Below are 15,642 nucleotides of genomic sequence, written 5' to 3' on the forward strand. Positions count from 1 at the left end.
TGATTTAAGAGCGGCTTCTTTTTGCTCTCTACACAATAGTCGAGTGAACCTTCAGAAAATCGACAACGCGTGAAAAATTTTTTGATCTTTTGACTGGTAACTATTTAAGGTGTTGTCAGCAGTGCCAACTTTCGTCTGAGAATGCGCTGTTCCGGGGCTTGCTGAGTCAGGCTCAGTGCGAGCTCAAATGCTGAGATAGCTTCTTGCACCCGACCGGCCCGGCTGAGCAATTCGCCATAGGTCGCATAGGTGAGGTGATAGGTTTGGAGGACTTTTTGTTCAAGCAGGTTTTCAACGATCTCGATCCCTGCCTGCGGACCATCACGCATCGCCACGGCGACAGCCCGATTGAGTTCAATGACTGGCGAGGGCGCCACTTGAAGCAGCAGGGAATAAAGCGACACTATCCGGGCCCAATCGGTGCTGGCCATATCCGCTGCCTGAGCATGAGCCGCCGCAATCGCGGCCTGTAATGTGTAATAGCCAATATTTCTGGTTTCCAGGGCACTCTGTACTAAGACAATCCCCTCTTCTATCAAAGCGGCATCCCACAACCTGCGATCCTGATCTTCCAGCAATACGATGTCGCCTTGCTGATCCGTTCGGGCACCTCGGCGCGATTCATTGAGCAGCATCAGCGCCAGCAAGCCAGATACTTCAGCATCGGGCAGCAAGGATCTCACTAAACGCGCCAAACGAATGGCTTCCGCCGTCAGCTCGGAACGTGTGACACGCTCCCCCGCCGACGCAGAGTAGCCTTCGTTATAGACCAGATAGATGACAGACAGCACGGATTCGATTCTGTCCGGCAACTCAGTTTCTGAAGGCAGTTGAAAGGGAATGTTCGCTTCGCGGATTTTTGCCTTACCCCGCACAATGCGCTGGGCCATGGTGGATGGCGACGTCAGAAAAGCACTGGCAATTTCTTCTGTGGTCAAACCACACACTTCCCTCAGCGTCAGTGCGACCTGCACTTTGGCATCTATGGCCGGATGACAGCAGGTAAAGATCAACCTCAGCTGATCGTCTTCAATCACCTGATCATCGAATTCGAATGGGCTTTCAGTGTCAGTGCGGATAAAGGATGTGTTATTGGGAGCATCGAGCAGCTCTGAGACAATCTCGACTTGCCGTTTTTGCCGGCGCAGATGATCGATGGCTTTGAAGCGCCCGACAGACACCAGCCAGGCACTGGGGTTATCAGGAATCCCCTCTTTCGGCCACTGAGTTAACGCCGTGCTGAACGCATCGTGCAGCGCCTCTTCTGCGAGATTAAAGTCACCCAGCAAACGAATTAAGCTCGCATACACTTTACGGGCCTCGTTGCGATACAGGTTCTCTACTTTGCTTTGTACCGCTTCGCTTGTTACAGGTGATTTCATTCGTCTCTCTCGCGCTGTTCGGTTTTCTCTGAGCAATCTGAAGCGGGCGCTTACAGCACTTCACGACATTGCCCATTCCACGGCTTTGGCGGCATGGATGGCCGTTGTGTCGTACAAAGGAATACCAGCATGCTCCTGAGAGATTAACATACCTATTTCAGTACACCCCAAAATAACAGCATCAACACCAGCCAGCTCTAACTCATGGACGATACGAATATACTCATGACGAGATGTCGCATTAATATTACCCAGGCAAAGTTCGTTATAAATAATGTCATGAACCTGCTTTCGATCTTTTTCGCTGGGTATGACAACCTCAAGACCGTACTTTTCCGATAAACGATCTTTATAGAAAGATTGCTCCATTGTAAAAGCGGTGCCTAAAAGGCCCACCTTGCTGATCCCGTCCTTTACAAGCTCTTCACCAGTGGCATCAGCAATATGAAGCAGGGGAATACTGATGCTCTGTTCTACCTCTGGGGCAACTTTGTGCATGGTATTCGTGCAGATCAACACAAAGTCGGCCCCCGCAGATTCCACACTTCTTGCCGCATCAACCAGTATCTCAGCCGCACCTGTCCAGTTGCCGCTGTGCTGTAATTTTTCAATAGGAGCAAAATCAACACTATGAAGAAATATTTTAGCTGAGTGGAGACCACCCAACGTATTTTTTACACCTTGGTTAATTTTCCGATAGTACCCGATCGTACTTTCCCAGCTCATTCCGCCTATCAGCCCAATTGTCTTCATGCGCTCTCACCGCTCCCTGAATATAGTCCTGTATCAAAAATTACGCGGACAGACACAACAAATGAATCACTCAGCCTGTTTAACGTGCCTGTCCTTGTTAGTAGTTATCCCTCTTTAACATGTCTGTCCCTGCAATCCCAAGCAGTCAAAACCGATAGCTCAATTCAATCATGTGGAAATCAGCCCCTGTTGTATCAGATCCATTCACGCCGGCATCGGAATAATGAAGAAAACGATAGCCTAACCCCAGATTGTTAAACAGCGGCACACCAACGCCAAAAGTCAGAGCAAACTGGAAAGGCCCGCCATAGTCTTGCACTCCAAAGCGATACTTACTGAATAGTGCCCCACCGACTCCTAAATCCAGCGTAAACCGGCCGTCTTCACTGCCCAGGGTCAATTCGGGGATAGCAGAGACAACAAAAGCATTTCCCCCGTTCGCCTGCAGCATTCCGGCACTCACCATCAAGCGCGTGCCCATTCCCCAACCAAAAGTGGAATAATCTTGCCATGGTAAGCTGAAGTTCGCCGCCAGGTCGTACACCTCAAAATCCTCCGGCGCATCATCTCCAAGTAATGTCTGCTCTGAAACACGGGCGCGAATACTGAGACTCTGTAATTTCAGCTCTTCCGGGTAGCTCTGGCTGGGGCAGGAAAGGCAACAAATGGCGATCAACATCCGTCTGAGCGACATTAAATGGCGATGAGAACCGATCACAGATCTACCAGAGGATCTACCAGGACAGACATCAGTTCTACAAGGACAGACAGGTGAAGAAAAAAACAACTTCATCAATTTCATGAGATTCTGACCCAGATCCCCACTTCGTGATTTGCTCCTTTTTTCGGCCAGCACAGACATATACTGTATATTCATCCAGCTCAATTATTGTGACTCCCAATGACGACAGCACGCAGCCAACTTATCAGTATAGAAGCTACGCCCTACTACCATTGCGTTTCCCGATGTGTTCGCCGCTCCTTTCTTTGCGGCTACGATGAACTGACCCAGACCAGCTATGAACACCGGCGGGGGTGGGTTGAGAAACGCTTGAAACGGATTGCCAGTGTCTTTTGTGTGGATGTTTGCGCCTACGCCATTATGAGTAATCACTACCATGTCGTTCTGCATATCAACAAGGATCAGGCCCACCGCCTCTCGAACCATGAAGTTATAAAGCGCTGGCTCACCTTACATCGCGCCCCTGCGCTGATTCAGCGGTTTTTGAAGCACGAGGCCTTATCCGAGGCCGAACAGTCTGCTTGCTTAACCATCATCAAAACCTGGCGGGAGCGGCTTTGTTCCATCAGCTGGTTCATGCGCCTGCTCAATCAGTACATCGCCAGCAAAGCCAATCAGGAAGACGACTGCACTGGCCACTTTTGGGAAGGCCGCTTCAAAAGCCAGGCACTGCTGGATGACAATGCTTTAGCTGCCGCCATGGCGTACGTCGATTTAAACCCGATCCGGGCCGGTATCGCGGAGACACCGGAAACCTCCGCCTACACTTCCGTAAAAGCGCGCATTAAATCGCTTCAAAAGAACGAAACAACGGCGCCCAATCTGTTTCCCTTCGCGGGCACCTCACGCAACAACATGCCAGAAGGACTGCCTTTTCACCTGTTCGATTATATTGAGCTGGTTGAGTGGACCGGACGGCAAATCAGGGAAGGAAAACATCACCATATCCGCTCAACCCAGCATCCCATCCTTGAACGGCTCGGTTTACACTCTGATGTGTGGCTCAATATCTGCACCAAAATAGAAACAGGCATCCTCATTGGCACAGCCTCATCAATTCAAGCCGTTTTGCCGAAATTGAACCGGCAACGACGAACCGGTTTACAGATCCCTTAACCCATTCACAGCAAGCAGATCCTCAACAGCGATACATTCGTATGCTGCTGCTCGCCTGGAAATCATGCCAGATGCATAAAATCTCACTTTGCATTCCAACACGCTGTCAATCAGTCTTTATAAAAAGCAAATGAAAGCGAATTTTTGAATCTGGTACAGGCCTTCCTGGCTCTGATTTATGCGTGACTGTCCTATTAACTATCATGACTGTCCTTATTAATTATCTCTCGCGCTATACCTGCGCTAAAACGTGCTCAATAAACGTCGACTTCTTCTCACGGTACTCGTCGTGTGACAAACCCTCACACGATTTCTTTAACTCATTGTACTGAACCACTAAATCTGGAGATGTGCGTAACCTGTCACGAAAATCTACAAAGCACTCAAACTCTGAGCCTATCGCTACCACCTGAAAAGCCACATCTTCGCTTGTTGACTCAAGCATGCATAGTTCAGCTGTTCTCAGTGTGTTTTTCTTTTCTTGAAACCCCAAGGTGAGCAAAATACGCGCAGAATCTTCCAGTTCGTGCGCATCAACGCCGATCAAGATATCAAGATCACCTTTTGAAATAGCGCCTGGAACGGATGACGCTCCCACATGCTCGACTCTTGCTGCTGGCAACAGCCTCCGTACTTGATTCAGATAATAATCAAACCGCTCATGACAGGCTTTCTGATACTGATACGGACTAAGAAATTTCATCTTTCCTCTTAATCATCAATTGTCCTAACTACGAATAGTGTGCCTGTCCTGGTAATGGCTATGTAATGCGCTATGCGGTGTCTGTCCTGGTAACGAGCTCTCTGAATCATTGCTTATTTCCCGACTAACCACGGGCTCTCCAGCTGAAAAACCTGATTATCAAAGTCAATGCTGGCTTGGACACCTAAAGGTGTCACCAACATGGGATGGGTATGACAACTGTCAAAGCCATATAATATTGGCATGTTCTGACCATTAAGAATTTCAAGCAGGACGTCTAATGGCGAGCGACTTGTTCCTTTGTCATCAAAAAGCTCATGCTTACCAAGCACTATCGCTCCAACCTTGTCAAAGACGCCACAAGCCTTTAAGTGAGCAAACGAGCGTTCAACAGTTTCAATCCCTTTTAATGAGTCTTCAATGAACAGTATGTCACCTGAATGTATTTCAGGCATATAATAGCTTCCCCAAATACCTGCCATTGTATTCAGGTTACCGCCAATAATACGCCCGGTGATTTTCCCACCCCCAAGAAATGTCCATTCGTTGCTAAAAACACGCTTTGCCGTGTTTTGTGTTTCCCAATCCAGTTTAACGTCTGTCCAGCGTTCAGGCATAACATATTTATATTCACTTTTCTCTGAACTCAATATATCCAGAAATGACTGAAAAGTGTCATCAACTAAAGGCGGAAACTCACCAAACGATGCCACTAAAGCGGGTCCATAGAAAGTGACAAGACCCGTTTGTGCATAAATACCAAGTAAAAGTGCAGTCACATCGGAATAACCAATAATGATTTTTGGATCTTTTCTAAGTGCTTCGTAGTCAATATATGGCAATAATGAATTACTGTTATTACCGCCAATGGTCGACATAATGCATCGAATGCTTGGATCTCGGATAAGCTGATTGAACTCTTCAGCCCTGGCCTGAATTGATCCAGAGCGATATGAGTCTGAACATCCTGTCAAGGCTCCTTCAACCAGCTCAAACCCTTGACCTTCCAGGTAGGCTTTTGCTCTTGAAAATCGATTGGGCGCGAATACTGTTGCCGGTGATGACGGTGAAAAGAAGCCTATTTTGTCACCAATGGTTAATGCTTTTGGGAATATCAAAAGTCACTATCCTCCATGATGCTAAAAATAAAAAACCACATGCAGAATTAACGAGTTCTTTTTGAAGTGGTAATTGCTCGAGTTTGGGACCTTCCTGGTTCAAAATCACCTCCTTTTATATAGCGCCACAATCTGGGATGAATAAGCACATTTTGTAACTCACCAATGACGTAAACGCTTAAATTGCATTAAACGCCAAACGTTTAGTAACAAGTATAAATAACGAGCATGGGGATATGAAAGCTGCCGATATGTTTATACAGACAGTTGAACCAACACATAGAGCCAGCAATTCTCTCACTCTATGTGTTGGATGATAAGCAGTAAAAAACCACTTATTTATTGAAAGCTTCTTGCTTATTTATAGAAAGCTTCTACTTGGCCTTTCAGTTTGATCAACATTGGCTGACCAAAACGATCTTTTGCTTTCGGTGAAGGGATTTTGACCCAACCCTCACTGATGCAATATTCTTCAACATCAGTACGCTCTTTGCCATTCAGACGAATACCGATATGGTGTTCAAAACACTCTGCCACATAGTGTGGGCTGCGAGGGTTACCGGCAAGGTGATCGGGTAAAGCTGGTTTATCGTTAATGTCGCTCATGTTCATGACCTGAAGTATGTACAAAGTGCGCCATTGTAGACAATGCCCGCCCGGTGCTCAACCAGACAGAGGCACTATTTCGACTGTAACTGTACGGTGACTGTCCTGGTAATTTGAACCTCAGGCCGCAGCCATTGACCAGATCTGAAAACCAACCGTGCAGAGTAACCCGATGATAACAAGTGCTTTGTCCTTGAATGTCGTTGCTGAACGCGCCGATAGTGCAGCTAAAAACACGCCGACAGAAGCGCCGGTATTGGCAATCGCAAATGACCGTTCAAAGTTATGAAACCAAAAAAAGACAGCACACCCAATCAGAGCAAGCAGCATCAACTTAAAAATTACATCAAAAAAATCAAATGCATACTGAATATCTTCTTTACTGTCCAATTTCTTCTTTCTCCATTTTTTACTTAACGAATAAGCTGGCCTCTTCATCAGGCTCTGCCAGACCAAACCAGTCTGATTGCGTCGCTCTCATGAACAACCAGGTTACAAAGTTTCTATATCACTGATTTGAATATATTTTTATCAGAAATAACTCGCTGTGTGAAGATCACGCTGCAAGTCCGGTTGCGTTCGCAGCATTCTCCTGATGCACACCCGACAACGCCGGAAAGAACTCATTAGGTGACTGTCCTTGTAAGCAGCCATCAACGACTTCTGGCTGAAAGAAACCCCAAATAGTGGCGATCATCGCCTGTGTCAGGAAGATGGTTGTAATCCTAAATTCTATGTTGCGCGATGGCGTCTTATGGAATGCAGAATCAGCATTTAATGATTGACGCCATGGTCGTTTGTTATAAGCCTACAGCTGACTTCGTAATTCCGACTGAAACAACAGCTAAGAATAATGCGCTCACTAAGAACAGGGGCATTTTTGTCACAACCGCAAGTATACCCATGTTTTTGGACAAAAAACCGCGATACAAGTAATCCGTATTTGTTTGATTACGTCGTTTTTCATTTAGTTTGATCAAGTTAAGAGGATAACTAGGATTTTTATACCCCCAAAGACAGATAAATGCGATACAACAGAGTGTAAGCCATTGAGGAGAGTCACCGAGAAAGCAACCCACAGCTAAAGCAAATATCCACGGAGCCATCGTATAATTAAGGTAATTTACCCAAAGGTTGTATTGCTCATGTAATTCATCAATAAATTGTGACATTGTATTCCCCTACTTTAGATTCTTTTATATGGTCGCATTGTACAAAGGCTTATAACCAATGACATGGACTTCCCCCTCATCATGCTTTGCCACCTTGATAAGTCTGATCCTGTAACGACCGGAGGCCACCATGTCACAATTTGTCTATGGCATTAACTGAGACTAGCCTAGCTTCAGTATCCACGGCGAAGATCACAGAGGCAATGTATTGATTCACAAAACAATAGCACGATCAAATGTTCTCTCGGCATTTGCTAATATCCCGCCAGCCATTACCTAAAGTGAAACCAGTGGTATATCACATCGAAATGTATTTGGGCTGATACATCCGGAAAGAACAACTTCATCAGATTTCGCTTTAATGTGCCTATCCTTGTAATTCTAAGTGTCTGCTGCGCGACACTTATCCTTATTTTTATTATTTTCTGAATGCATAGTTTTCATCTAAGAGTTCAAAGTCGATTTCAAATCGTTCAACACTTTGCGTTGATCGATAAAAATTTACATTTGAGCTAAACCTTGGGCTTTCTCTTACACTTTCAATCGTTCTATTAATATCGGCATTATCGACTTTACATCCAAAATAAACGGATCGTATAGCATTAGGAACTATTCTTTTAAAGAATTTCACATTGGATATAATTCTTCGATTATAGGCCAAGCACAACCACCATTTCAAACTACTCCTAACATCTACACTTTTAGCTTCAATTTTGTAACTATTGCCTGATATATTTTCAAATAAAACACCATAATCAGAAATAGATTTCGCCACTTCTAAAGATGATAAGTCGGCAATTATAACATCAGCCTCATTCAAGCTAAGTAGATAGCGATGTTCTTTTTCATACAACCAGTCATCACCTTTCGTCAAAGCAAAGTGTGAAAAGAAATTATTTTCAAAGTATTCGTATATGCAATCATCTGGCATTTCAAAACCAGGTCTACGACTACTGTATGAAACCCTTGCTGGTTTTATTTTAGAAATACCACACGTCATCGTAAAACCATCATGATAGTCAAACGTATTTTCGTCACTGGCAATTCCGATAACAACTCCTTTATGTTCACTTGCATAATGTGACCACATCAACAGACTATATGGATTCTCAGTCAATGAAATAACACCATAACCATTCAATTTTGATTCTAATTCATTCTTATAATACTCAACGGTATCTGTAGATAATTCGTTATCTGAATCAATTGAATCCTGAAAAAAGAAATCAACCTTCTTTTCAACGCCAGACTTTGTCGGCTTTGCATCGAATGGGTCATTTAATTCTGATGGAGGTGTTAGGCGTAGCAGAGGATCACTAAACATTTCAAACCTCAAGGGCATGTACTTATATAACAAAGTCAAAGTAACTATAACTCCTGCTACTTAGTAAATATCCAATGAAATAACACTTGCAGCAGGGGCGCAACGTCAGGCGCGTCCCTAGACTGCACTTGTTATCTGATTGAGTACAATAGAACTTCCCCAAAAGTTGAAACTCTGTAGCTCACAATTTTGGGCAATCCTGTTTTCGGATCTATGTGCCGCTGACTATTACCCTCATCTCGCTCTTCACGCTCAGCTTCAATCAATCGGTTCCGCTCGAGAGTAAAAATGTGCGTGTCGAACGAAACCTGCCCAAGTTTAAACTGATATTTCTCATCGTTATTTAGCTTCTCATACTGACCTTCTGTTAGGTGCCCAGGGTAGTAATCTCTTGCTGTACTTTGATAGCCATGCCTATCAATTAATCCCAATATTTCAATATCAACATCCGTCAACTCGGCGAGAACCTGTAATATTTTCTTTTTCGTCTCGTACTCATTTTCGTCAACATTGATCGATTTAGAAAAGTAATTAGCTAGTAATTTATTTCGATCTTCGGTAATAGCCCTTGACGCCTGCTGCAGAGTATCTTCAAAGAGATCGACAGAATACTTGTTCAATTGCACAACGCTTTCCAAAAGCCTCAATCGTTGATCCAACTCATGCAGAAATCCAACGATCCGATCTACCCTCTGATTAGGAATCACGGCCCCAATTACTTCGGAGAACAAGGGCCCAGCGACAGGCAGTGCCCCCACAACACCTTTCGCAAGCGAAACCAAGCTATCTACCCGATTCTCGCCTAGTTCAAGTTCACTCTCAGGGTTCAAAAATTAAGTCTCCAGATAACATCTTATTCTATGACATCAAGTCATATAACTTTGTAGTATATTTCTTTACACAGCTATAAACGTAAGCATTTTATATTAAAGAATTAACAACGATTCACATATAATTTCATCATTCATGTACGTTGCATCGTCAATCAGTGACAAGTGATTCGAAATAATAAAGCGATATTCTATAGTCTCAGGTCTGTTCATTTACAGCCGTTCAAATATGACTGACATGCCACCACCGATTCATCAACAATCAAGTAAGTTTCTTCAACAGACACGCTACCGCCCTTCACATTGAAGTGAATCGTATTATGGAAATTTGACGCTTTTACATGATATTCAGATATGGCTGCTGTTTCACGCTTTGATGTGTTTTAAGTTGCATATCTGTGCATTAGGGCAAGTTCTGAGGCGAGAAAAAAGGAGGCTGTGCCTCCTTGGGTAGGTGGAGTGTAAGCTGTTGACGGGGTTGGATTACTGCACCATGATGCTCTTCACCATACCGGCTTCGGCGTGGCCGGGGATGTTGCAGGCGAGCTCGACCTCTGGTTCACCGTGGAAGTGCCAGAGCAGGGTTTTGGCTTTACCCGGTTTCACCGTCACGGTTGAGCCGCTGTCGTGATCATGGCCGGTTGTCATGTTGCGCATCATTTCCCGGTGTTTCAGTTGTTCTTCTATTGAGCCAATGGAGAACTCATGGTCGATTTTACCTGTGTTCATCACCACAAACTGCACGACATCGTTGGCTTCGATCTGCACATCTTTCTTGAAGCGGATCTTCATGTCATCGGAGAGAATAACGTGAACCACTTTGTCGGGTTTGGCGCCTTTGGCGGGCATACCGACAGCAGACATGCCATCCATTTTCATCCCTGAATGATCCATTGAGCCGTGGCCCATCTCATCCGCAAGGACGGGCGTCGAGGCCAGTGTGATGATCAGGGCGAGTACTGTTTTTTTCATCTGTATTTCCTTTCTGTTCAGCAAATTATGTTGATGTAATTGACGTTTGTGCCCTTCTCCCGTCAGGCAGGAGAAAGGCATAGATAATTAACGGTTTGATGTCACTTCGCGCTGCTTCCACAGCTTGAAAATGGCCGGCAACACCAGCAAGGTGAGAAGCAAGGCTGACGCCATACCGCCAATCATAGGTGCGGCAATACGCTGCATGACTTCCGAGCCTGTGCCTGAGCCGTACATAATGGGAATCAAGCCAATGATGACTGTTAGAACTGTCATCATCACAGGGCGGACACGCAGCCCGGCCCCTTCCCGGATAGCGTCGGTCAGATCCTGTGGCTGCAGGTGATTCTGTTGTTCTTCCGCCTGTAATTTGCGCCAGTGCCAAGCCTGATTGAGGTACACCAGCATAATGACGCCAATCTCGACCGCCACGCCTGCCAATGCGATAAACCCGACGCCTACCGCAATCGAGAAGTTGTATTGCAGGTGATACATCAGCCAGACGCCGCCCACCATTGCCAGCGGCAGGGTGGCCATAATGACCAGCACTTCCCCTACCCGCCGGAAGCTGAAATACAGCAGCAGCATAATGATCATCAGCGTAACAGGCGTAACCACACTGAGTTTTGCCTTAGCCCGTTCCATATATTCATACTGCCCGGACCAGGTCAGTGAATAACCGGCTGGCAGCGACAGTTCGCGGGCCACAATCTCTCTGGCTTCGGCAACGTAAGAGCCCAGATCACGATCTTCAATATCCACAAACACCCAGCCGTTGGGACGGGCATTTTCTGTTTTGATCATCGGCGGCCCGTCTTCGTAGCGAATATCGGCCACATCGGCGAGGGCAATCCGGGCGCCGTTAGGCGTGACCAGTGGCAGGTTCTGCAGTTTCACCACGGAATCCCGATAGTCCTGCGGGTAACGGACATTGATCGGATAACGCTCCAGCCCTTCAATGGTTTCGCCGACGTTCACACCGCCAATTGCAGAGGCAATCACCTGCTGAACGTCCTGGATGTTCAATCCGTAACGCGCAGCCTGGCGGCGCTTGATATCAATGGTGACATAGCGCCCGCCGGCAACCCGCTCGGCATAGACAGAAGCCGTGCCCGGAATCGCGTTGAGGATGGGCTCAATCTGCGCGCCGATGGTTTCTATTGTTTTCAGATCCGGCCCCGAAATTTTGATCCCTATCGGGGTTTTGATCCCCGTTGCCAGCATATCGATGCGGGTTTTTATCGGCATCACCCAGGCATTGGTCAGGCCGGGAAACTGCACCAGATCGTCGAAGGTTCTGCGCAGCGATGCTGTCGTCACGCCCTCGCGCCACTGATCGCGCGGTTTGAGCTGAATCACGGTTTCTATCATGGTCAGCGGCGCCGGGTCGGTTGCGGTTTCTGCCCGGCCAATCTTGCCCCACACGGTTTCCACTTCCGGTACGGTTTTGATCAGCTTGTTGGTTTGCTGCAGCAGCTCACGCGCCTTGCCAACTGAAATGCCAGGATAGGTGGTTGGCATGTACATCAGATCGCCCTCGTCCAGCGGCGGAATGAACTCACTGCCCATTCTGGCGGCCGGATAGTAGGCTGATACCAGCAGCGCCAGTGCCACCACAATCACGGCTTTAGGATAAGCCAGACTGAGATTCAGCAACGGCCGGTACAGGGCCACCAGCCCGCGGTTGGCCGGGTTTTTGTGCTCAGGCAACACCTTACCGCGAATAAAGTAGCCCATCAGCACCGGAACCAGCGTGATCGCCAGTCCGGCGGCTGCAGCCATGGCATAGGTTTTGGTGTAAGCCAGCGGCGAGAACATCTTGCCTTCCTGACCTTCCAGCGCGAACACAGGCACGAAGCTCAGGGTGATGATCAGCAAGGAGAAAAACAAAGGCGCACCGACTTCTTCTGCCGCTTTGCCGATCACCTGCCAGCGGTTCTGATCTGTCAGCGGTGTGCGCTCGATGTGCTTGTGCACATTTTCAATCATCACAATCGCGCCATCGACCATCGCGCCGATAGCAATCGCAATGCCGCCGAGCGACATGATATTGGCGTTGATCCCCTGCCAGTGCATGACGACAAAGGCCGCTAAAATACCGACCGGCAGACTGATAGCTATCACCAGTGAGGAGCGGATGTGGAACAGGAAGATGGCGCAAACAATCGCCACCACGATGAACTCTTCCGCCAGTTTCTGCCACAGATTCTCAACCGCAGCGTTAATCAGGGTTGAACGGTCATAAGTGGGCACTATCTCGACACCGTCCGGCAAGCTGCGCTGCAGTGCTGCCAGTTTGGCTTTCACCGCCTCAATTACCTGACTGGCGTTCTCGCCATAGCGCATCACAATCACGCCGCCTACCGCTTCACCTTCGCCGTTCAGCTCGGAAATGCCGCGTCGCATTTGCGGGCCAATGTTGATATCGGCGATATCTCCCAGCAGCAAGGGGGTGCCTTTGGCTGTGGTTTTCAGGGGCAACGCTTTCAGATCGTCAACGCCGGTCAGGTAGCCGGTTGTTCTGACCATGTGCTCGGCTTCGGCCACTTCGATAACCGATGCGCCAACTTCCTGATTACCACGCTGAATGGCGTTATTGACCTGCTGGAGCGTTAAATCATAAGCGCGCAGCTTGGCTGGATCTATCTGCACCTGATACTGCTTCACCATGCCGCCGACTGTGGCCACTTCCGACACCCCGTTGACGGTTTGCAGTTCATACTTGAGAAACCAGTCCTGCAGACTGCGCAGCTCAGCCAGATCGTGCTGGCCGGTTTTATCCTGCAGCACATAACTGTATACCCAGCCAACACCGGTCGCATCCGGGCCCAGGGTCGGTTTCGCGTTCGCCGGCAGCTTAGGCGCAACCTGGCTGAGGTATTCCAGTACCCGGGAACGCGCCCAGTACATGTCGGTATCATCGTTGAAAATGATATACACGTACGAGTCACCAAAGAAGGAATAGCCACGGACCGTATCGGCACCCGGCACTGCCAGCATGGCGGTAGTCAGCGGATAAGTCACCTGATCTTCGACTACCTGCGGTGCCTGTCCCGGGTAGCTGGTTTTGATGATCACCTGTACATCGGATAAATCCGGCAGTGCATCGACCGGGGTATTTTTAACGCTGTACAGGCCCGCCAATGTCAGGAACAGGGCCGCTATCAGCACCAGAAAACGGTTGTGGAGTGACCAGCGAATAATGGCAGCTATCATTGCTCACCCCCGGCCGCATTCAGTTGTTTCAGGCTGTACTCACTGCCATTGCGGACAATCAGAAAGCGGACGGTTTGTCCTTCTGTAAACGCAGACAGATCGATACTGTCATCGACGGTGAAGTTCATTTCGCCCGGCTGCCATTGCCATTCGGGCACCGCTGAATGTGACAGGGTGATCATCCCGAAATCCGCCATCAGCATTGTAATTTCACCCTTTACCCAGATTTCCCGGGCGGCAGGCTGATCCTGCACCTTGTAATCCACCACCTGATACTGGCCGGATTCTAGTTTGGTAATTTCGAAATCCAGTGTCTGTCCCGTCTTCAGCGGTGCCATTTCCAGGCCGTCAGCCAGGGTGAAATTCATCACCATGCCCGGCCAGTCCCATTCCGGTACGGGCTGATGGTTTATCGTCAGCATCTTGTGATCGGCCATGACTTCAGTGATTTCACCGGTTGCCCATACTGTGGCTTGTTCAGGTTCAACACCATTGATGCGTGCCAGATCTGCCGACTGGCTGGATTCTGAATCCAGCAAGAAGTGTGCAGAGGTCACGACACTGTCCTGCAGGCTTAATCCCTGCAATACTTCAATGTGTTCTGCTGCCTGGCGACCCACTTCTATCCGGGCAGAACGGTATTTCCCCTCACCTTCTGACAGCACCACGCGCGTCATGCCGCCGGAGCGAATCACCGCAGAGGCCGGAATCGTCATCACCGCTTCCTCTGTCTCGGGCTCCAGCACAATATTGGCAAACATATTGGGTTTGAGTTCGCCCGCCGCATTGTCAAAATTTAACCGCATCCGCAGAGTGCGGGTGGATGGATCAAGAATGGGGTAGACATAATCCACACGCCCCTGCCACGCTTTGCCCGGCAGGGCATCCAGCGTCATAGTGGCTTTACTGCCTGTCGTTATCCAATGCGCCTGGCGTTCAAACACCTCGGCATCGACCCAGACAGTATTCAGCGGCCCTGCACTGATCACCGACTGCGCCGGTGACAGATACGCCCCTTCACGGACATTCAGGCTGGCGATCACCCCGTCTGCCGGGGCCTTCACTTTCACTGTCTGCAGCGCTTTGCCGCTTCTGGCGATGGCCTGAATTTGTGCCTTATCAACTCCCAGCGACACCAGGCGATCAAATGCGCCTTTGATCAGGCCATCACGTTTAGTACGGTACGCATTCAATAGCTCTTCCTGGGCTTTGACCAGTTCCGGCGAATACAGGGTGAAGAGTACATCTCCTTGCTTCACCTGCTCACCAACCGCATTGATGTAAAGGTTCTCCACCCAGCCGCTGACACGCACGTTGGTTTGCCACAAGTGCCTTTCATCGAAAGCGACATACCCGACGGTTTCTATTCTGGGCGACAATGGCTGGACAGACACCGCAGCCGTTTTCACGCCGAGGTTGTTTTCCACCGCCGGATCAATACGCACCGTACCCGGTTTACTTTTCGAACCGCCTTGGTCTTCTTCATAAACCGGGATCAAATCCATTCCCATCGGCGACTTTCCCGGCTGGTCCCGCCGGTAGTTGGGATCCATAGGCGCTACCCAGTACAGCGGGGCTTTGGGGGTATCCGCTGATGCGTCGCTGCTATTGGCTGACAGAGCCTGACCGCTGAGGTACTGACTGCCCACATAGCCGATTGTGCTGCCAATGAGCAGCGCCAGCACAGTGATTGTGATTGTTTTCATTA

14 protein-coding genes and 1 pseudogene are annotated in these 15,642 nt (G+C 48.3%); 2 read left to right on the forward strand and 13 right to left on the reverse strand.

Features of this window, described 5'->3' with window-relative positions; translation table 11 throughout:
• Positions 1-104: 104 nt before the first annotated feature.
• The 3 genes from H511_RS0116130 to H511_RS0116140 form a co-directional block, all read right to left on the reverse strand.
• Positions 105-1,382, reverse strand: coding sequence for an RNA polymerase sigma factor (locus H511_RS0116130; protein ID WP_027253236.1), 1,278 nt, complete (start codon positions 1,380-1,382; stop codon positions 105-107).
• Positions 1,383-1,442: 60 nt separating this feature from the next.
• Positions 1,443-2,135, reverse strand: a complete 693-nt coding sequence (locus tag H511_RS0116135; RefSeq protein ID WP_027253237.1) for an aspartate/glutamate racemase family protein — start codon at positions 2,133-2,135, stop codon at positions 1,443-1,445.
• Positions 2,136-2,280: 145 nt separating this feature from the next.
• Complete coding sequence (locus H511_RS0116140) at positions 2,281-2,853, reverse strand: acyloxyacyl hydrolase (RefSeq protein ID WP_162144621.1); 573 nt, start codon at positions 2,851-2,853, stop codon at positions 2,281-2,283.
• 183 nt (positions 2,854-3,036) lie between these two features.
• Here H511_RS0116140 and H511_RS0116145 point away from each other — a divergent pair, with 183 nt between their 5' ends.
• A complete protein-coding gene (locus H511_RS0116145) occupies positions 3,037-3,993 on the forward strand; it encodes a transposase (protein WP_027253239.1) in 957 nt (318 codons plus the stop codon).
• Positions 3,994-4,225: 232 nt separating this feature from the next.
• Here the strand turns inward: H511_RS0116145 and H511_RS0116150 are convergent, their stop codons facing one another.
• The 4 genes from H511_RS0116150 to H511_RS0116165 all read right to left on the reverse strand — a co-directional run bounded on the left by H511_RS0116150 (position 4,226) and on the right by H511_RS0116165 (position 6,810).
• Positions 4,226-4,696: a GrpB family protein gene (locus tag H511_RS0116150; RefSeq protein ID WP_027253240.1), complete on the reverse strand. Its 471-nt coding sequence runs from the start codon at positions 4,694-4,696 to the stop codon at positions 4,226-4,228.
• 113 nt (positions 4,697-4,809) lie between these two features.
• Positions 4,810-5,814: a S66 family peptidase gene (locus tag H511_RS0116155; protein ID WP_027253241.1), complete on the reverse strand. Its 1,005-nt coding sequence runs from the start codon at positions 5,812-5,814 to the stop codon at positions 4,810-4,812.
• 357 nt (positions 5,815-6,171) lie between these two features.
• On the reverse strand, positions 6,172-6,420 hold the full coding sequence (locus H511_RS0116160; protein ID WP_027253242.1) for a DUF3297 family protein: 249 nt from the start codon (positions 6,418-6,420) through the stop codon (positions 6,172-6,174).
• Between the two features lie 120 nt (positions 6,421-6,540).
• Positions 6,541-6,810 carry a hypothetical protein gene (locus H511_RS0116165; RefSeq protein WP_027253243.1) on the reverse strand — a complete coding sequence of 90 codons (270 nt, stop codon included), beginning with the start codon at positions 6,808-6,810 and terminating at the stop codon, positions 6,541-6,543.
• Positions 6,811-7,094: 284 nt separating this feature from the next.
• Here H511_RS0116165 and H511_RS24680 point away from each other — a divergent pair.
• Positions 7,095-7,205, forward strand: a pseudogene (locus tag H511_RS24680) (IS110 family transposase); the annotation flags it as partial.
• Positions 7,206-7,220: 15 nt separating this feature from the next.
• Here H511_RS24680 and H511_RS24685 read toward each other — a convergent pair.
• From H511_RS24685 to H511_RS0116195, 6 genes are all read right to left on the reverse strand, one after another.
• The gene (locus tag H511_RS24685; RefSeq protein WP_155804918.1) at positions 7,221-7,592 is read right to left on the reverse strand and encodes a hypothetical protein; all 372 of its coding nucleotides are present in this window, start codon (positions 7,590-7,592) and stop codon (positions 7,221-7,223) included.
• 418 nt (positions 7,593-8,010) lie between these two features.
• The gene (locus H511_RS0116175; protein ID WP_162144622.1) at positions 8,011-8,916 is read right to left on the reverse strand and encodes a DUF2971 domain-containing protein; all 906 of its coding nucleotides are present in this window, start codon (positions 8,914-8,916) and stop codon (positions 8,011-8,013) included.
• A 131-nt stretch (positions 8,917-9,047) separates the two neighbouring features.
• Positions 9,048-9,746 carry a hypothetical protein gene (locus H511_RS24190; RefSeq protein ID WP_051288274.1) on the reverse strand — a complete coding sequence of 233 codons (699 nt, stop codon included), beginning with the start codon at positions 9,744-9,746 and terminating at the stop codon, positions 9,048-9,050.
• A 483-nt stretch (positions 9,747-10,229) separates the two neighbouring features.
• The gene (copI, locus tag H511_RS0116185) at positions 10,230-10,718 is read right to left on the reverse strand and encodes a copper-resistant cuproprotein CopI (protein WP_027253246.1); all 489 of its coding nucleotides are present in this window, start codon (positions 10,716-10,718) and stop codon (positions 10,230-10,232) included.
• Between the two features lie 87 nt (positions 10,719-10,805).
• Positions 10,806-13,934: an efflux RND transporter permease subunit gene (locus H511_RS0116190; protein ID WP_027253247.1), complete on the reverse strand. Its 3,129-nt coding sequence runs from the start codon at positions 13,932-13,934 to the stop codon at positions 10,806-10,808.
• Positions 13,931-15,640 carry an efflux RND transporter periplasmic adaptor subunit gene (locus H511_RS0116195; RefSeq protein WP_027253248.1) on the reverse strand — a complete coding sequence of 570 codons (1,710 nt, stop codon included), beginning with the start codon at positions 15,638-15,640 and terminating at the stop codon, positions 13,931-13,933. Before H511_RS0116195 ends, H511_RS0116190 begins: the two co-directional genes overlap by 4 nt.
• Positions 15,641-15,642 lie beyond the last annotated feature (2 nt).

The sequence above is a fragment of the Photobacterium halotolerans DSM 18316 genome (assembly GCF_000425165.1).
GTDB lineage: Bacteria > Pseudomonadota > Gammaproteobacteria > Enterobacterales > Vibrionaceae > Photobacterium > Photobacterium halotolerans.